This window comes from Pseudocitrobacter faecalis (genome assembly GCF_965231525.1).
In the GTDB taxonomy this organism is placed as follows: domain Bacteria; phylum Pseudomonadota; class Gammaproteobacteria; order Enterobacterales; family Enterobacteriaceae; genus Pseudocitrobacter; species Pseudocitrobacter faecalis.
On sequence record NZ_CBDDNJ010000002.1, the window covers coordinates 1,930,795 to 1,949,158 of the forward strand.

Annotated in this window: 16 protein-coding genes; 8 read left to right on the forward strand and 8 right to left on the reverse strand. The window is 54.1% G+C overall.

Translation table 11 applies throughout. From position 1 onward, the window contains the following. Positions 1–273 precede the first annotated feature (273 nt). From ACOXYR_RS10015 to pptA, 3 genes are all read left to right on the forward strand, one after another. Positions 274–1,278: a LacI family DNA-binding transcriptional regulator gene (locus ACOXYR_RS10015; protein WP_421356007.1), complete on the forward strand. Its 1,005-nt coding sequence runs from the start codon at positions 274–276 to the stop codon at positions 1,276–1,278. A 66-nt stretch (positions 1,279–1,344) separates the two neighbouring features. Continuing rightward, the gene (locus ACOXYR_RS10020) at positions 1,345–1,962 is read left to right on the forward strand and encodes a glutathione S-transferase family protein (RefSeq protein WP_421356008.1); all 618 of its coding nucleotides are present in this window, start codon (positions 1,345–1,347) and stop codon (positions 1,960–1,962) included. Between the two features lie 146 nt (positions 1,963–2,108). Next, complete coding sequence (gene pptA / locus ACOXYR_RS10025) at positions 2,109–2,336, forward strand: tautomerase PptA (protein WP_108474306.1); 228 nt, start codon at positions 2,109–2,111, stop codon at positions 2,334–2,336. A gap of 44 nt (positions 2,337–2,380) precedes the next feature. On the opposite strand, the gene ACOXYR_RS10030 is transcribed toward pptA, so the two are convergent. Then, positions 2,381–2,953 carry a flavin reductase family protein gene (locus tag ACOXYR_RS10030; protein WP_421356009.1) on the reverse strand — a complete coding sequence of 191 codons (573 nt, stop codon included), beginning with the start codon at positions 2,951–2,953 and terminating at the stop codon, positions 2,381–2,383. Between the two features lie 246 nt (positions 2,954–3,199). Here ACOXYR_RS10030 and nhoA point away from each other — a divergent pair, with 246 nt between their 5' ends. Then, a complete protein-coding gene (gene nhoA / locus ACOXYR_RS10035) occupies positions 3,200–4,045 on the forward strand; it encodes an N-hydroxyarylamine O-acetyltransferase (RefSeq protein ID WP_113856919.1) in 846 nt (281 codons plus the stop codon). Positions 4,046–4,048: 3 nt separating this feature from the next. Here nhoA and ACOXYR_RS10040 read toward each other — a convergent pair whose 3' ends face one another. Then, a complete protein-coding gene (locus ACOXYR_RS10040) occupies positions 4,049–5,005 on the reverse strand; it encodes an AraC family transcriptional regulator (protein ID WP_421356010.1) in 957 nt (318 codons plus the stop codon). 111 nt (positions 5,006–5,116) lie between these two features. Here ACOXYR_RS10040 and ACOXYR_RS10045 point away from each other — a divergent pair, with 111 nt between their 5' ends. Continuing rightward, entirely contained in the window at positions 5,117–6,310 is a 1,194-nt protein-coding gene (locus ACOXYR_RS10045) for an MFS transporter (protein ID WP_350435339.1), read from the forward strand. A 57-nt stretch (positions 6,311–6,367) separates the two neighbouring features. Here the strand turns inward: ACOXYR_RS10045 and narI are convergent, their stop codons facing one another. The 6 genes from narI to ACOXYR_RS10075 all read right to left on the reverse strand — a co-directional run bounded on the left by narI (position 6,368) and on the right by ACOXYR_RS10075 (position 15,648). Continuing rightward, the gene (narI, locus tag ACOXYR_RS10050; protein WP_108474301.1) at positions 6,368–7,048 is read right to left on the reverse strand and encodes a respiratory nitrate reductase subunit gamma; all 681 of its coding nucleotides are present in this window, start codon (positions 7,046–7,048) and stop codon (positions 6,368–6,370) included. Continuing rightward, the gene (narW, locus tag ACOXYR_RS10055) at positions 7,045–7,740 is read right to left on the reverse strand and encodes a nitrate reductase molybdenum cofactor assembly chaperone (RefSeq protein WP_108474300.1); all 696 of its coding nucleotides are present in this window, start codon (positions 7,738–7,740) and stop codon (positions 7,045–7,047) included. Before narW ends, narI begins: the two co-directional genes overlap by 4 nt. Further along, on the reverse strand, positions 7,740–9,284 hold the full coding sequence (gene narH / locus ACOXYR_RS10060; protein ID WP_108474299.1) for a nitrate reductase subunit beta: 1,545 nt from the start codon (positions 9,282–9,284) through the stop codon (positions 7,740–7,742). Before narH ends, narW begins: the two co-directional genes overlap by 1 nt. Beyond that, positions 9,281–13,021 (reverse strand): nitrate reductase subunit alpha, encoded by a 3,741-nt coding sequence (locus ACOXYR_RS10065; RefSeq protein ID WP_421356011.1) that lies wholly within the window; start codon positions 13,019–13,021, stop codon positions 9,281–9,283. The genes narH and ACOXYR_RS10065 overlap by 4 nt, the downstream gene beginning before the upstream one ends. A gap of 63 nt (positions 13,022–13,084) precedes the next feature. Continuing rightward, entirely contained in the window at positions 13,085–14,470 is a 1,386-nt protein-coding gene (locus ACOXYR_RS10070; protein ID WP_421356012.1) for a NarK family nitrate/nitrite MFS transporter, read from the reverse strand. A gap of 380 nt (positions 14,471–14,850) precedes the next feature. Further along, positions 14,851–15,648: an IclR family transcriptional regulator domain-containing protein gene (locus tag ACOXYR_RS10075; RefSeq protein ID WP_108474297.1), complete on the reverse strand. Its 798-nt coding sequence runs from the start codon at positions 15,646–15,648 to the stop codon at positions 14,851–14,853. Positions 15,649–15,903: 255 nt separating this feature from the next. On the opposite strand from ACOXYR_RS10075, the gene ACOXYR_RS10080 reads away from it, so the two are divergent. The 3 genes from ACOXYR_RS10080 (at position 15,904) to catA (ending at position 18,323) form a co-directional block, all read left to right on the forward strand. Then, positions 15,904–17,022, forward strand: a complete 1,119-nt coding sequence (locus tag ACOXYR_RS10080; protein WP_421356502.1) for a muconate cycloisomerase family protein — start codon at positions 15,904–15,906, stop codon at positions 17,020–17,022. An 8-nt stretch (positions 17,023–17,030) separates the two neighbouring features. After that, the gene (gene catC / locus ACOXYR_RS10085; protein WP_108474295.1) at positions 17,031–17,321 is read left to right on the forward strand and encodes a muconolactone Delta-isomerase; all 291 of its coding nucleotides are present in this window, start codon (positions 17,031–17,033) and stop codon (positions 17,319–17,321) included. 72 nt (positions 17,322–17,393) lie between these two features. After that, a complete protein-coding gene (gene catA, locus ACOXYR_RS10090; protein ID WP_189623126.1) occupies positions 17,394–18,323 on the forward strand; it encodes a catechol 1,2-dioxygenase in 930 nt (309 codons plus the stop codon). Positions 18,324–18,364 lie beyond the last annotated feature (41 nt).

Sequence of the window (18,364 nt, forward strand, 5' to 3'; positions counted from 1 at the left end):
CTGGCCATTTTTAATAGACCAGAGGAATGGGTTAAATTTGAACAAACGATCACAATAGTGTGACTAAAAAGCGAATATCGTGGAGTTTATGTCACATTCCAGTCAGCTTTGGGTAACTGCACAATGCAGAATGATATCGCTAACATTGCGTGGTTAATGTTATTTTCTAAGCGGTTGTTTTTGCTGAGATAGCGATGAGGGCGTCTGGTAATAGTCGGGAACATCATGAATAATGCATATTCATCATAATTCGCTGAGGCAGGGCTAACCACATTGAAACGTCCCGAAACACCCCGTGCGCCAACGCTCGAAGACGTCGCGCGTGCTGCCGGACTGTCCTCAATGACGGTCAGCCGGGCGCTGAATACGCCGCAGTTGGTGAGGCCAAAAACGGTTGAAAAAGTGATGCAGGCGGTGCGTGCGACGGGGTATATCCCCAATGCACTTGCTGGCGGGCTGGCATCACGGCGTAGCAAACTCATTGCCGTTGTGGTGCCGCAAATCAATAACAATATGTTTGTTGATACCATCCAATCGTTAAGCGATACGTTAGCCCATCGCGGCTATCACATTCTGCTGTGTGTCGCGGGTTATACGCAGCAAACGGAAGCTGAACTGGTGGCAACGCTGCTTTCTCGTCGCCCGGATGGCGTGGTGCTCACCGGTATCCATCACACCACGGAACTTAAGAAGGTGATTCTTAATGCCGCTATCCCGGTGGTGGAAATCTGGGATCTCACACCCACGCCGCTGGATATGCTGGTAGGTTTTTCCCATGAAAAGGTCGGTCAGGCGACGGTGGAATATCTCATAAAGAAAGGCTATCGACGTCCTGGATTACTGTGGACCGCCGATCGCCGTGCCGCACAACGTAAGCACGGTTTATGCGAGGTATTGAAGCGTTATGACATCGACGAACCGCCGCAAGTCGATGTGCCGCTCCCCGCTTCACTGGCGCTCGGGCGCAGTGGACTTAGTCAGCTTTTGGCCGATAGCGAATGCGATATCATTGTTTGTAGTTCTGACACTCTGGCGCAGGGTGCCATCATGGAAGCGGAATCTCGCGGGGTTCGTATACCTCAGGATATCGCGGTAATGGGGTTCGGCGATCTTGATTTTGCCGCGTTTAATCGTCCGTCAATCACCACGGTAAGCGTTGACCGACGCGGGATCGGTGAACGTGCGGCGATGATGTTGGCCGATCGTATCGAGCATGTCACGCGTGATGAAACGATTTTGGATTTAGGGTTTGAGCTCATTGAGCGAGAGTCGGCGTAGACACCGTTCATCATCACTTTCACCTGTTGCACTACACTTACCACTTCCCATAAGAGTGGAGGCAACATGATAACGCTCTACGGTGTACCGGGCTGGGGTTCAGCCATCAGCGAACTGATGTTAACGCTCGCGAAAATACCTTATACGTTTATTGATGTAGACGGTTTCGATCAGCCGGGGCCGACGCGCGAGTTACTGAAAGCGCGCAATCCGCTTTGCCAGGTGCCGACGCTGGAACTGGAAAATGGCGACATCCTGACCGAAACGGCGGCTATCGCCCTGATGGTTCTCGATCGTTGCCCTGATCTCGCGCCGCCAATTGGGCGAGTTGAAAGGCAACACTTTCAGCGTCTGCTTATCTGGCTGGTGGCCAATGTGTATCCCACCTTTACGTATGCTGATTATCCCGAACGTTGGGCTCCCGATGCCCCTGGTCAGCTTAAAGTAAACTGTATTGAATATCGCCAGTCTCTTTATCGTTGGCTGGAAACACAACTTAGCGCACAGCCTTATGCACTCGGCAGTAAAATCACAGTGCTTGATTGCTATATCGCGGTGATGGTGACGTGGGGCCCGCGACGCCCTTGGTTTGACGTGAATACGCCAGAGCTGGTGTCAGTGGCAGATGCGGTCTACCAGCGAGAAGAACTGCAGCAGGTGCTGCGTGATAATAAGTTAATTTAAATCGCAAACGTTTCAAGGGAGTGCGGTAAAGGTGGGAGCTTACAGGCACGCGTAGATCGCCGAAATTGCGATTGTTAACGCACAATTTAACAACCCACCCGCCGCACCTGTGGTAGCTTTAAACCTCTTATAATAAGGAGCCTGCTATGCCACACGTTGATATCAAAAGTTTTCCTCATGAATTGAACGCCGAAGAGACCGAAGCGCTGGCTGCGGATATTACCGAGGTGATCATTCGTCATCTGCACAGCAAAAACAGTTCCGTGAGTGTCGCCTGGACGCAGGTTCAGCCGGAAGCGTGGAAAGACGTCTGGGACAGCCAGATTGGCCCGCACATGAATGAACTGATTAAAAAGCCGGGTTACAGCATGTAATGTCTCGCCGGGTGGTAGTGACTACCCGGCGTAACGTTCTGAATTTAATCCAGCGCGCGCACCAGCTTTCCGCTGGTGACGAACGTTCCGGCTCCAAGGTGATGCAGCGTATTACGCTTATCATCGTCAAACAGCCAGCGCCCCTCAATAAACGCGTTGCCATCAGCGGCGGCAGAGACCACTTCGCCAAATAATGTGTCGTATTTTTCGGCGGCATTGATTTCCGGCAGCAGGCGACACTCCATCCACGCCAGACACTTCTCCTCAATCATCGGCAAACCGAGAACCGGGCCGTTAACGGTTGGGATGCCGTAGCTGTTAAATTTATCCTCATCGCGCCCGGACGTACTGCCCACGGCATACGTCCAGTTGGTGGCCGCAACCCCCGGCACCACGATGCCGAAGGTGCCGTTACGCTCGATAAGCTCGCGTGACCAGGCGCTTTTATCCACCACGATCGCGATGCGCGGCGGATCAAACTCCACAGGCATTGACCAGGCGGCGGCCATCACATTACGGCGGCCACTTTTTTCGTCCCGACTGGTGATAAGGATTGTCGGGCCATGATTCATTAAACGGCTGGCATGTCTTAACTCAACAGGGCGGAAATGGCTCATAGGGTGTCCAATAAAAGGTTAAACATCATAATAGTAATGTCGTATCTCCCACATAAAGCAAGTACGTCGCGGGTGAATCGCCACAGCCGATAAAAATGACTCACTATCATCGATGTTTATCAATCAGGCCGGTTTTGCCTGCCAGGGACAATTGCATTTTGCTCACACCTTCGCCACCGCACAAAAACGCCAATAGGAGGGAAAAAATGGGTTATAAGTACTGCACTGAATAATAAGGAATGACTTATGACGCCATTTTTGCACGCTTATTTCACCCGACTTGGCTGGGAAGGAACGCCTGAGACCACCGTCGAGACGTTGCGTAAACTGCATCTTCTGCACAACTGCACCATTCCTTTTGAAAATATTGACGTCCTGTTGCCGCGTGAAATGCAGTTAGACGATCAATCATTACAGGACAAACTGATTACCGCCCGCCGTGGCGGGTATTGCTTTGAGCAGAATGGCCTGCTTGAGCGCGCGCTGCATGAACTCGGCTTTACCGTTCGCAGCTTGCTGGGGCGCGTTGTGTTGGCTAATCCGCCGCAGCTTCCGCCGCGAACGCATCGCTTATTGCTGGTTGATGTGGAAGGCGAGCGCTGGATTGCCGATGTCGGGTTTGGCGGCCAGACGCTAACTGCGCCGATTCGTTTGCAGGCCGACCTTGAGCAAGTCACGCCACACGGCGATTATCGCTTGTTGCGCGAAGGAGTGAACTGGACGCTCCAGTTTCGCCATCATGAACACTGGCAGTCGATGTATATTTTCACGCTGGACAAGCAGTATTTCGCCGATCATGTGATGGGCAATTTCTGGTCTGCACACTGGCCGCAGTCGCATTTCCGTCACCATCTGCTGATGTGTCGTCACCTGCCTGAGGGCGGAAAACTGACTTTAACTAACTTCAATTTCACGCATTGGGACAACGGACATGCGGTCGAGAAGACGCGACTTGCCGACGTGTCTGCGCTTTATGAAACGCTGCAAACTCGTTTTGGATTAGGCGTCGACGATCCGCGGCATGGGTTCAGCGAAGCCGAACTGGCGGCGGTGATGGCAGCGTTTGATACCCATCCGGAGGCGGGGAAGTAAGCGTTATGCGGCTTCTCGTCGCGGCGTCTGGCGCACCGCGCCCGGCGCTTTCCCGGTGATACGCTTGAACGCGCGGCTGAATGCGGCGAGGGAACTGTAGCCAAGCCGAAAAGCAACTTGCTCCAGGGCAACGCCTTCATTGGCGATATACTGTACTGCCAGCCGCATTCGTAGCTCTGTCAGATAGCGGGCGGGCGTAACTCCGGTAGCGGCCAGAAAGCGCTCGGCAAAAATCGAGCGTGAAATGCCCGCTTCTCGCGCCAAATCTTCAACTTTCCAGTTGTTACCCGGCTGCGTATGCATCGCATGGATCGCGCGACCCAGTTTCGGATCGCGAAGCACCTGCACCCATCCCGTTGCACTTCCGCAGCCGCTTTCTACCCAACCGCGTACGATAAGCGCGGCCACCACATCGGCAAGACGCGCGAGGATGCCGGCGTATCCCGCCTGACGCGTGAGTGATTCGCGCTCCATGGCGGTGAGTAAGGGGTGAATCTCCGGCCATGTCGTCAGCAGGCGGCTTACCAGCATCACTTCCGGCATGGCTTTTACCAGCGGTTGCATGCCGCCAAGTTCGAAATCCATGCAGCCGCTGAAGATTATCGCGCTTTCATCTGCCGCCGTTTCGCAGCCATTTTTGACGCAGCACACGGTGGAGCAGACGGGCGTTGTCGGCAGTTCCAGCACATTCATTGATGTTGCGCGCTCATCTGAGAGCAGGAAATGACCGGAACCATTCGGAATAAACAGCGCATCGCCGCTTTCCAGATTAAATTGTTGCCCGCTTGCGGTGCGTAGCAGCACTGGGCCACGACTGATGAAATGAAATTGAGCTTTACCCGCGACGGCGCTGAACTCTACGCCAAACGGACGACCGCTCTCAATACGGCGGTAGCTCACGCCAGAGAGCCGCATGCCAGCCAGCAGTTCACTGGTGAGATCGAGATGCTGAAGCGTCATAACACCACTCCCGGACGAATTATCAAGAGTAAAGGGGTTTCCATCATAGATCGTCTGATGAGGATTTCCTAATCTTGTCGAAAATTTGTTAATTATTCTGGAGAGATGTTTATGAGCACATGCATTGCAGCGGAAGCCGGTCTGGAGAAAACCAAACCGGCCTGGCGGGCGGTCTATGCACTGGCGCTGGGTGTTTTTGGCTTGATCGTGGCGGAGTTTCTGCCCGCCAGCCTGTTGACCCCCATGGCGGCAAGCCTGAACGTGAGCGAGGGGATGGCCGGGCAAGCGGTGACGGCGACGGCTTTAATTGCGCTGGTAACGGGCTTATTGATTACGCCTGCGACCAAAAATATCGATCGCCGCTGGGTGTTAATGTTCTTCTCTGTTTTACAAATCCTCTCCAGTCTGATGGTGGCCTTTGCTCCATCGCTTAACGTGTTGTTATTAGGGCGTTTACTGCTGGGAATTGCGATTGGAGGCTTCTGGTCAATGTCGACGGCCACCGCGATGCGACTGGTGCCTGCAGCGAGGGTGCCGAAGGCACTGGCGATCATTTTTAGCGCGGTCTCTATCGCTACCGTCGTGGCAGCACCGCTGGGCAGCTACCTTGGCGGACTGATTGGCTGGCGCAATGTCTTCATCCTCTGTGCGGCACCGAGCGTTGTGGCGCTGTTCTGGCAACTTTGGGTGTTGCCATCCATGCGTCCGCAAAGCGTGGGCAGCTTTGCCACGCTGTTTAAAGTACTGGCTCGCCCCGGCATGTTAGGCGGAATGTTCGCCACTATTTTAATTTTTAGCGGTCATTTTGCCTTTTTCACCTATTTACGACCGTTTCTGGAAACCGTAGCGCAAACCAGCGTAGAGGGCGTTTCGTTGATATTACTTGGCTTCGGCGTGGCGAATTTTATCGGTACGTCCGTGGCCGGTTATCTGCTGAGCCGCAACTTACATTTAACGCTCGCGCTGGTACCGTTTGTGATGAGCTTCCTGGCGTTGTTAATGGTGCTGTTCGGGCATATGGTACTGCTGGATGCCGCACTTGTAGCGCTGTGGGGCTTTGCGTTCGGCCTGGTGCCGGTAGGCTGGTCAACCTGGCTTGCTACGACCGTACCGGATGAAGCTGAGAGCGCAGGGGGGTTACTGGTGGCTTCCATTCAACTGGCGATTAGCGCGGGCGCGGCGGGCGGCGGCCTGGTGTTTGATCTTAACGGGGCCAGCGGTGTATTCCTGGGGAGTGGGGTATTACTGTTGAGCGCGATGGTGATTGTCTTTGCACGGGTAAGGGTGAACGCGGTAGCGAAATAAGCGTGCAATTACAAAAACAGGCCCGGTAAGCGCAAGCGCCACCGGGCATTTCTATGATTAGCGACGTGACCTTACCACCTGATAGCGCCGCGTTACATACTCAATTGGCGCACTCCACACATGCACCAGACGGGTGAACGGGAAGAGCAGGAAGATGCTCATCCCCAACACCAGATGGACGCGGTAGATGATTGCCACGCCGTCCAGATGCGTGGATGCGCCGCCCTGGAAGGTGACGACCGATTGCGCCCAGCCAACCAGTTTCAGCATTTCGCTGCCGTCCGGGTGTTGTGCCGAGAACGGAATGGTGGTCAGCCCGAGAATACACTGAATCAGCAAAATAGTGAGGATCAGGATATCGGCGGTACTGGAGGTGGCGCGCACGCGTGGATTGGTCAGACGACGCACCAGCAGGCCTGCGCCACCCACCAGCGTCAGCACGCCGCACACGCCGCCGAGGATCATCGCCATTTGCTGTTTTACCGCAATCGGCAGGAACCAGGCGTACATCCAGTGGGGCGTTAGCATGCCGAACAGGTGACCAAAGAAGATCCCCAGAATGCCGACGTGGAACAGATTCGACCACAACACCATCCCGCGCTTGTCGAGCATCTGGCTGGACGAGGCGCGCCACGTATACTGACCGTAGTCGTAACGCACCCAGCTACCGAGTAAAAATACCGTACCGCAAATATAGGGGTAGATGTCATAAAAGAAGACGTTGAGAAACTGCATCATTTCGGGCCTCCGGCACGGACGTCGACGTACTGCGGCGCAACGTCCTGGCTAAAGCGTCGTTGATAGCTTTGCAGCGGGGAACTGTCACAGCTGGTGGCATTATCTTCGATAAATTTCACCTGCTCCTCTTCCCAGACTGCATCAAGCGCCTGTCGGGTGTCGTCACGCGGTTCACCCGCCACCTGTTTTGTGACACTGTCACTCGATAGTGAGGTGTTGGCGATAATCAGCAGGGCATCAAAAATTTGATACCACGGTGCCTCACGCTGTTTCAGCCGCCCGCCCAGCAGCGCAAGGATCGGCGCGACGTTCTGTAAACCATCCTGCGCGTCGTGAGGCGGAAGAATGCTGAGATATTCCAGATACAGCGGCAGATAATCCGGCAGTTCGCGACAGTCGATCTGCAGTCCGGCTTTTTCATACTGAGCCATTAAATCGACCATCGCCTGACCGCGATCGCGCGATTCCGCATGAACGTGCTCAAACAGCAGCAGCGACGTGGCGCGACCGCGTTCAAAAAACTCGCACCATTCCGCCTGTTTATCGAGCAGCGGTACGCTGAGGTGTTTCACCACAAACGGCAGCAGCATCGGTGCATCGCGTTCCACCAGGTTAATCAGCTCGTCACGATTCTCCCAGCACACCTCGTCCGGATACTCCAGCAGCAGGCCGATCACCTTCAGTATTTGCATTATTCTCCCTCCGCTTTTTCACGCACTTCCGTGATATTAATGGCGTCGATGCGCTGGCTGTTGAACAGGTTGAATTTGGTATCTGAGCCATGACAGCCGTCGCCAAAGGTAAAACCACAACCGTTGCGTTCCGGGAAAGCATCTTCCGCCAGCTCGCGGTGGCTGGTGGGGATCACAAAGCGGTCTTCGTAGTTGGCGATCGCCAGATAACGGTACATCTCTTCGACCTGTTCCACGCTGAGGCCAACTTCTTCAATCGCGCGGGTATCGGTAACGCCTTCGACGGTTTGCGAACGTTTGTAATGGCGCATCGCCATCATGCGTTTCAGCGCGCGCAGCACCGGGCCGGTATCGCCCGCGCTCAGCATATTGGCGAGGTATTGCACCGGAATACGCAGGGTTTCTACGGCAGGCAGCACGCCGCCATTGCGGGGAAGGCCACCGGCATCGGCAACGGACTGAATCGGTGACAGCGGCGGCACGTACCAGACCATCGGCAGGGTACGGTATTCCGGATGCAGTGGCAGGGCCAGCTTCCAGTCCATCGCCATTTTGTAGACCGGCGATTTCTGTGCGGCATCAATGACGTTTTGTGGAATACCTTGCTTCAGCGCTTCTTCAATCACCGCCGGGTCGTTAGGATTGAGGAATACGTCGCACTGACGCTCATAGAGATCCGTTTCATGTTCGGTACTGGCCGCTTCTTCGATACGATCCGCATCATAGAGCAGCACGCCAAGGTAACGAATACGCCCGACGCAGGTTTCTGAACAGACGGTCGGCTGGCCGGACTCAATGCGCGGGTAACAGAAAATGCATTTTTCTGATTTGCCGCTCTTCCAGTTGAAGTAGATTTTTTTATACGGACAGCCGCTGATGCACATCCTCCAGCCGCGACATTTGTCCTGATCGATCAGCACAATCCCATCTTCTTCACGCTTATAAATCGCGCCGCTCGGACAGGTCGCCACGCAGCTGGGGTTCAGGCAGTGTTCGCACAGGCGCGGCAGATACATCATGAAGGTATTTTCGAACGCGCCGTACATCTCTTTCTGCATCGACTCGAAGTTGCGGTCGTGAGCACGCTTATCGAACTCACCGCCCAGCAGTTCTTCCCAGTTCGGCCCCCATTCGATCTTATTCATCCGCTTGCCGCTTATCAGCGAACGCGGACGCGCGGTAGGCAGGTGTTTTCCTTCCGGCGCATTGTGCAGCGTCTGATAATCATAGGTGAAGGGCTCGTAATACTCATCAATAGCCGGCAGTACCGGGTTGGCGAAGATTTTCGACAGCAGGCCGAGCTTGCCGCCAAGGCGCGGTGTGAGCTTACCGCTGATTCCGCGCACCCAACCACCTTGCCATTTATCCTGGTCTTCCCAGTTTTTCGGATAGCCAATCCCAGGTTTGGTCTCCACGTTATTAAACCACGCGTATTCCATGCCTTCGCGGCTACTCCAGACGTTTTTACAGGTCACCGAGCAGGTGTGACAGCCGATGCATTTATCAAGATTCAGTACCATCCCAACTTGCGAACGTATTTTCATTTTTTCGCCTCCTGTACCTGGTCCTGACCTTCACCATCCAGCCAGTCAATGTTTTTCATTTTGCGGATCATGATGAACTCATCACGGTTCGAGCCAACCGTTCCGTAATAGTTAAAGCCATAGGCCAGTTGCGCATAGCCGCCAATCATGTGCGTTGGTTTCGGGCAGACGCGGGTGACCGAGTTGTGAATACCGCCGCGTCGACCGGTCACTTCTGAGCCCGGGATGTTCATAATGCGTTCCTGGGCGTGATACATCATGGTCATGCCCGGCGGGATACGCTGGCTGACCACCGCGCGGGCCGTGAGCGCGCCGTTGGCGTTGAAGGCTTCAATCCAGTCGTTATCGGCGATACCAAGCTCTTTGGCGTCAGTTTCACTGATCCACACAATCGGCCCGCCGCGCGACATGGTCAGCATCAGCAGGTTTTCGCTATACGTGGAGTGAATGCCCCATTTCTGATGCGGTGTCAGGAAGTTAAGCGCTTTTTCCGGGAAACCGTTTGGCGGTACTTCCTTCATGTGCGTGACACTGCGCGTATCAATAGGTGGACGATAAGCCACCAGAGCCTCGCCGAAGTCGCGCATCCAGGCGTGATCCTGATACAGCTGTTGACGCCCGGAAACCGTACGCCACGGGATCAGTTCATGCACGTTGGTGTAACCGGCGTTATAGGAAACATGTTCGCTCTCAAGACCAGACCAGGTGGGGCTGGAGATGATTTTGCGCGGCTGCGCCTGAATATCGCGGAAGCGAATTTTCTCGTCTTCTTTGTTCAGCGCCAGATGGGTGTGATCGCGTCCGGTAAATTCGCCCAGCGCTTCCCAGGCTTTTACCGCTACCTGGCCGTTAGTTTCCGGGGCCAGCGAAAGAATCACTTCTGAAGCGTCCAGCGCGGTCTCGATTTTCGGTCGGCCTTTGGCCGGGCCATCCAGTTTGACGTAGTTCAGCTTGCCGAGGAAATCGACTTCCTGCTGCGTCTTCCAGCTAATGCCTTTACCGCCGTTACCGAGTTTGTCCATCAATGGGCCAAGGGAGGTAAAGCGCTCATAGGTTGCCGGGTAGTCGCGTTCAACGGCAATAATGTTGGGCGCGGTTTTGCCTGGAATGAGGTCACATTCGCCTTTGCGCCAGTCTTTGATGTCAAAGGGCTGAGACAACTCCGCCGGTGAATCATGCTGAAGCGGCAGCAGTACGATATCCGTTTCCTGACCCAAATGGCCCTGACACATTTCGGAGAAGGATTTAGCGATGCCTTTGTAGATCTCCCAGTCACTTTTCGATTCCCAGGCGGGGTCAACGGCGGCAGAGAGCGGGTGGATAAACGGGTGCATATCCGAGGTGTTCATGTCGTCCTTTTCATACCAGGTCGCGGTTGGCAGGACGATATCGGAGAATAAACAGGTGCTGGACATGCGGAAATCGAGGGTCACCAGCAGATCCAGCTTGCCCTCAATGGCAGCGGTTTGCCATTCCACTTCTTCAGGTTTCACGTCATCGGTGGAGCCCAACTCTTCGCCCTGTATACCGCTATCCGTGCCCAGTAGATATTTGAGCATATATTCATGCCCTTTACCGGACGAACCCAGCAGGTTAGAGCGCCAGATAAACAGGTTACGCGGGTGGTTTTTACCGCTGTCCGGTTGCTCACAGGCCATGCGAATATCACCGGATTTCAGCGACTGCGCGGTGTAGTCCGTTGGCGATACGCCTGCGGCTTCTGCCATACCTTTGATGTGCAGTGGATTCAGATTAAGCTGCGGGGCAGACGGCAGCCAGCCCATGCGTTCGGCGCGGACGTTAAAGTCGATAAGATGACCGGTATATTTACTCGCATCGGCAAGCGGCGAGAGCAGTTCTTGCGCGGTGAGTTTCTCATAGCGCCACTGGCTGGCGTGGTTGTAAAAGTATGACGTGCTGTTCATGTGGCGCGGTGGGCGGTTCCAGTCCAGCGCGAAGGCCAGCGGCAGCCAACCGGTTTGTGGACGCAGTTTTTCCTGGCCGACATAGTGCGCCCAGCCGCCTCCGCTTTGACCTACACAGCCGCAGAACACCAGCATATTGATCATCCCACGGTAGTTCATATCCATGTGATACCAGTGGTTGACCCCGGCACCGAGAATAATCATTGAACGACCGTGCGTTTTGTTGGCGGTATCGGCAAACTCGCGAGCAATCAGCTCAATGTTTCTGCGCGGTACGCCGGTGATCTGCTCAGCCCAGGCCGGGCTGTAGGCTTTGACATCATCGTAGTCGGTCGCCGCATTCTCATCGTTAAGACCGCGGTCGAGGCCGTAATTCGCCAGTATCAGGTCATAGACACTCACCACCAGGCCACTGTGACCATCGGCGAAGGTTAACTGTTTTGCCGGAAGCTGGCGCACCAGAATCGGTTCCTGTTTGACGCTGCGGAAGTGCGGATTTTCATTGCCGCCAAAGTAGGGGAACGCCACGCCCGCCACCGTATCACGCGTATCAATCAGCGACAGCGTGAGTTCGGTTTCCTGGCCTGCCGCCAGCGATTCGAGATTCCATTTCCCTTTTTCGCCCCAGCGGAAGCCAATCGAGCCGTTCGGTACAACCAGTTCACCTGCGCTGTTGTAGGCGACGGTTTTCCACTCCGGATTATTGCTTTCGCCCAGACCATCCACCAGGTCGGAGGCACGCAGCATGCGGCCTGCGCTATACGTCCCATCTTCACGCGCATCGAGCATCACCAGCATCGGCATATCACTGTAGCGGCGGCAGTAGTTGAGGAAGTATTCGCTTGGGTTATCGAGGTGGAACTCTTTGAGGATCACATGGCCCATTGCCATCGCCAGAGCACTATCGGTGCCCTGTTTAGGGGCCAGCCAGTGGTCGCAGAGTTTGGCGACTTCCGAGTAGTCCGGGGTAATGGCGATGGTTTTGGTACCCTTGTAGCGTACCTCAGTGAAGAAATGGGCATCCGGTGTACGGGTCTGCGGCACGTTAGAGCCCCAGGCGATGATATAGCTGGAGTTGTACCAGTCAGCGGATTCCGGCACATCCGTTTGCTCGCCCCAGGTCATCGGGGATGCCGGGGGAAGGTCGCAGTACCAGTCGTAGAAACTCAGACAGGTACCGCCAATCAGCGAGAGATAACGCGTACCCGCCGCATAAGACACCATCGACATTGCCGGAATCGGCGAGAAGCCCGCCACTCTGTCCGGGCCGTAGTTTTTTATCGTCCACACGTTGGCGGCGGCGATAAGCTGGTTTAACTCTTTCCACGACGAACGCACAAAACCGCCTTTGCCACGCGCCTGCTTGTAGCTCAGACATTTTTGCTTATCGGACATAATGGCATCCCAGGCCACCACCGGATCGCTGTGCTGGCTTAAGGATTCGCGCCACAGTTCAATCAACTTCTTGCGTGCCAGCGGGTATTTCAGGCGGTTAGCGCTGTAGAGATACCAGGAGTAACTCGCGCCACGCGGGCATCCGCGCGGCTCATGGTTCGGCAGGTCAGGTCGGGTACGGGGATAGTCGGTTTGTTGGGTTTCCCAGGTGACCAGGCCGTTCTTGACGTAGATTTTCCAGCTACAGGAGCCGGTACAGTTAACGCCGTGGGTGGAACGCACAATTTTGTCGAATTGCCAACGCTGGCGATAGCTGTCTTCCCAGTCACGGTTAGTGTGATACTCCTGTCCGTGACCGTTGGCGAAGGTTTCGCCCTTTTGTTTGAAATAACGAAAGCGATCCAGCAACTTACTCATGACATTTCTCCTGACGGGGAAAGCCGCTTCCCCGTGGTTACACTGCTCAGGTATTTTTGATTATTAAGATGACGCTTTACGGCGACCATAAACCAGCCAGGTCACCAGTACACAAACGATGTAAAAGACGAGAAAGACCTTCATGGCGCCAACGGGCGATCCGGTTAACGCCAGCGAGGTACCAAAAGCCTTAGGAATAAAGAATCCGCCCACGGCACCGATGGCTGAGATAAAGCCCAGCGCGGCGGCGGTATCGGTTACGGCTGCGTGCTGGGCTTCCTCGTCACTGCCGCCACGTTTTTTGACTTTAACGAGGGTGATTTGTCGGAAAATCACGGCGATCATCTGGAACGTTGAACCGCTACCAAGCCCTGCGGTAAGGAACAGCCCCATAAAGACCACGTAAAACGCCAGGAAGCTACCCATGCCGGAATCGGGCAGGGTGAGGAAAAGCAGGGCGGTAAACAGCGCCATTAAGACAAAGTTCACCAGCGTGACCCGCACGCCGCCCAGACGATCGGAGATCACGCCGCCAAAAGAGCGGGCGATCGCGCCGATAAACGGCCCGAAGAAGGCGAGCTTAAGAATATTCACATCCGGGAACTGGGTTTTCGCCAGCATCGCAAAACCGGCTGAAAAACCGATAAACGAGCCGAAAGTAGCGAGATAAAGCAGGCTTAACAACCACATATGCCCGCTTTTGAGTACCGGGAACTGTTCAGCAATAGAGGCTTTGGAACTGGCAATATCGTTCATGCCGAACCAGGCGGCGATGGTGGCAATCAGCAGTAGCGGCGCCCAGATCCACGCGGCATTCGTCAGCCACATGCTGGAGCCATCTTCCTGTGTTACGCCATGTACGCCAAGGAAGGTAAAGATAGGCAGGAAAATCACCAGCGGTGCGGCAAGCTGCATGACGCTCACCCCAAGGTTACCCAGCCCACCATTGATACCTAACGCGCTGCCTTGCTTTGCTTTTGGATAAAAGAAGCTAATGTTTCCCATGCTGGAAGCAAAGTTCGCACCCGCGAATCCGCATAGCAGAGAGATGATAATAAATACCTCGAAAGGAGTACTGGTGTTCTGGATAGCAATACCCAGCCAGACACAGGGAATAATCAGAACAACCGTGCTTAATACCGTCCAGTAACGCCCGCCAAATATAGGTACCATAAAGGAGTAGGGCACGCGTAAAATAGCGCCGGAAAGGGAAGGTAGCGCAGTTAATAAAAAGAGTTGATCGGTTGTGAAATTAAATCCGACTTTATTGAGATTGACCGCAACAGCACTAAAAAGCATCCAGACACAGAATGCCAGTAATAAACAACTTACTGAAATTATGAGATTTTTTCTCGCAATCTTCTGGCCTTTATTCTCCCAAAACGCCGCATTTTCTGGTTTCCACGTAGTTAAAAGATAATGATTATTTTTCTCATTTTGTTGTGACATATCACCCTCGACGCGCCAGTAATTAATGAAAAACAAGCAATAACGGCGGCTGATTTTCACAAATCAGGATGCCGTCAAATAATCGGTATTATTGGAGTCTCGAATGAAGGATAGATAAGAAAAGCCCGCCACGAGAAGGACATGGGTATTATCGGTGATAACAATTGTTACCAAGTGTAACAAATAAGTTAATGCTGGGTTGCTTATACGCTGTTTTCAGGGAGATTCTGGAAACGTCAGGGAAACTAAAGTATTGGGGGGACACCCTCACCCTGGCCCTCTCCCTGAGGGAGAGGGAACAGATTGTGCAGATCCTTAATCCGGGCACTGGTTTTCTCCCTCTCCCTGCGGGAGAGGGCCGGGGTGAGGGGCCGTTCTTCTCACAACTGCAATGACAACTCCATCGCCGCCCGTCTTAATGGCGCCAGTGCTTTCTCTTTCAGCCCCTGGGCACTCATCGTGGACGCGGGCACGCCAACGTTCATTGCCGCGACAATTTGCCCGCTGCGTGAAAGCAGCGGCACAGCCAATGAGCACAGGCCAACTTCTATCTGGCGGTCTGCCAGGGCATAACCCTGAATACGCACTTTGGCAATCTCTGCACGCAACGACTCTTTATCGCACAGCGTATGCGGCGTATAGCGGATTAACGTAGCGCGTGACAGTGTCACCTCTAACTGCTCTTCCGGTAATGCACTCAGCAGCACGCGGCCCATAGAGGTCGCCCAGGCAGGCAACCGGCTGCCGCGCCCCAGATCGATACTCAACAAATTGTTTACGGCGGTACGCGCGATGTAAAGCACGTTATCACCATCCAGCGTGGCGGCGGAGCAGGATTCATTGAGCTGCTGACCGAGCGTATCGAGAGAGTGTTGCGCGGCTTTCGCCAATGGCGTACCAGCGAGATAGGCATGGCCCACCGCCAGCACGCGGGGTAATAGCTCGTAGGTACGCCCATCAGGCGTATGCACCATGCCCAGCGCCGCAAGGGTGTACAAGCAGCGGCGAACCGCCGCACGTGAGATCTGGGTTTTCTGACTAAGTTGTGAGATTGTTAATCGCTGACGTTGTGGGGTAAAGGCACTCAGCACCTCCAGGCCACGCGCCAGGGATAACATAAAGTTGGGATCCCGCTCAGCCTGCCTGGCCGTGAGGGAGTCGTTGATTTCATTGCTCATTTTAACCCGCTCCATTCAGGGGTAACGATGCTCACTGTGTCACTATACCTTGTGGGTGCAACGGCTGGCAGGAATCTCCCCAATATCCCACGAAGATCACATTATTAACCTACGTATAACAAACGTGTCGATAATCGCACAACATTTCGATTATCGTCGTTGACCACCCCTGTTGTGAAAATCTATTGTCAAAAGCAAGGTTATCGCCACCCTGTGGAGATAAAACCAAAACAATAAGAAGTAAAAGGAAGAGAGATGAGCGCCACGATAGAACATATTGAAAGCTGGCTGGTGGATGTTCCGACTATCCGCCCGCACAAATTATCGATGACCACCATGGGCTGCCAGACGCTGGTGATCATTCGCATTACCCGCTCTGACGGTATCACCGGCATTGGCGAAGCGACCACCATTGGCGGGCTGAGCTACGGAGTAGAAAGCCCGGAGGCGATCAAACTCACTATTGATGGCTACCTTGCCCCTTTATTGCAAGGGCAGCCAGCGGACAATTTACAGGCGCTGCTGTATCGCATCGAAAAGAGCGTGAAGGGCAACACTTTCGCCAAATCGGCGATTGAAACCGCGCTGCTGGATGCACAGGGTAAATCACTGGGCGTGCCGGTGTCGGCGCTACTGGGCGGCGCTTTGCAAACGTCTATTCCGGTGTTGTGGACGCTGGCGAGCGGCGATACGGCGAAAGATATCGCGGAAGGGGAAAATCTGCTCGCGTCTCGCCGTCATCAGGCCTTTAAGCTGAAAATCGGTGCGCGTGAACTGACAACGGATCTGAAACATACGGCGGCGATCGTCGAAGCCCTTGGCGATCGCGCCAGTATTCGCGTCGATGTCAACCAGGCCTGGGATGCGACAACCGGAGCAAAAGGCTGCCGCGAGCTGGCGGCGATGGGCGTTGACCTGATTGAACAGCCGGTTTCAGCGCGCGATAACGCCGCGCTGGTGCGTTTGAGCCAGACCATCAAGACGGCGATTCTGGCCGATGAAGCGGTCTCCACGCATTTTGATGGTTATCAGCTCGCGCAACAGGGTTTTACCGGTGCATACGCATTGAAAATTGCCAAAGCGGGCGGGCCACAAAGTGTTCTTAAGCTGGCGCACGTGGCCCAGGCGGCGGGGATTGGCCTGTATGGCGGGACGATGCTGGAAGGCAGCGTCGGGACGGTAGCCTCACTGCATGCCTGGTCAACGCTTCCGCTGGCCTGGGGGAGCGAAATGTTTGGCCCGCTGCTGCTGAAAGACGACGTCATCAGCGTGCCGCTGACCTTTGCTGATGGGCACGTCATGCTACCGCAAACGCCAGGTTTAGGCGTTGAGTTAGATGAAGATAAAGTGCGTTTCTATACGCGTAAAGGATGAGGCTGAAAATGTTATTTAAAGTTGAAATGACCGTTAATATTCCGCTTGATTTCCCGGTAGCGCAGGCGGATGAAATTAAGAAAAAAGAAAAAGCCTACTCGCAACAATTACAGCGTGATGGGAAGTGGCGACATATCTGGCGCGTAGCGGGATTATATTCCAATGTCAGCATTTTCGATGTGCAGGATGCTGAGGAACTGCATCAAATTTTAATGGGTTTACCGCTGTATCCGTTTATGGATATTCAGGTTGATGCGCTGTGCCGCCATCCATCATCCATTCGCGACGACGATAAATAAAATAATAACCTCATGTCGGGGATGTTCCCCGGCATTCTCTGTACCCTGCAAGCAAAAAAGTGAGATAACAATATGACTAACTCATTCGTACAACAAAACGAAGTCCAGGCTTTATTACGCGAAAGCGCAGGTTTAAATTCTCCCGAGGGCAATGAACGTTTTAAGGCGATAACGCATCGGTTGCTGGAAAATATTTGTAGTTTGATTGATGACTATAATGTCACCCAGGAAGAGTTCTGGCACGCCATTAATTATCTGCATGAGCTGGGCGGTCGTCAGGAAGCGGCATTATTAGCCGCAGGCCTGGGTCTGGAGCATTTTCTCGATTTACGTCAGGATGCCATCGATGCTGCTCAGCAGCGTGAAACCGGCGGCACGCCACGCACCATTGAAGGCCCGCTGTATGTGGCTAATGCACCGCTGGCGCAGGGGTACGACCGAATGGACGATGGTAAGGATCCCGGTGAAACCCTGTGGCTGCATGGCGTGGTCACCGACACCAAAGGCCAACCGGTTGCGAATGCCATTGTTGATATCTGGCACGCCAATACGCTGGGTAACTACTCCTTCTTCGACCAAAGCCAGAGCGAATACAACCTGCGTCGTCGTATTCAAACCGGTGCTGACGGGCGCTACAGCGTGCGTACCATTATGCCTTCCGGGTATGGCTGCCCGCCGGATGGCCCAACCCAAAAACTGCTGGATCTGTTAGGCCGTCACGGCAACCGTCCTGCCCATATTCATTTCTTTGTTTCCGCACCGGGTCATAAACATTTAACCAGCCAGATTAACTTTAATGGCGATGAATATTTATGGGATGATTTTGCTTTTGCCACGCGCGAAGGCTTAATTGCCGATCCGGTAAAAGTTAACGATGAACAGAAAATTCGCGAGCGTAATCTTGAAGGCCCGCATACTGAAATTCGCTTTGATTTTACCCTTTGCAAAGCATTATCCGCTGATGAAGAAGGTCGAATTACCCGTTCACGTGCAAAAGAATAATATGTAAAACTCGCTGTTCACCTGCACTATTTTATCCTTGC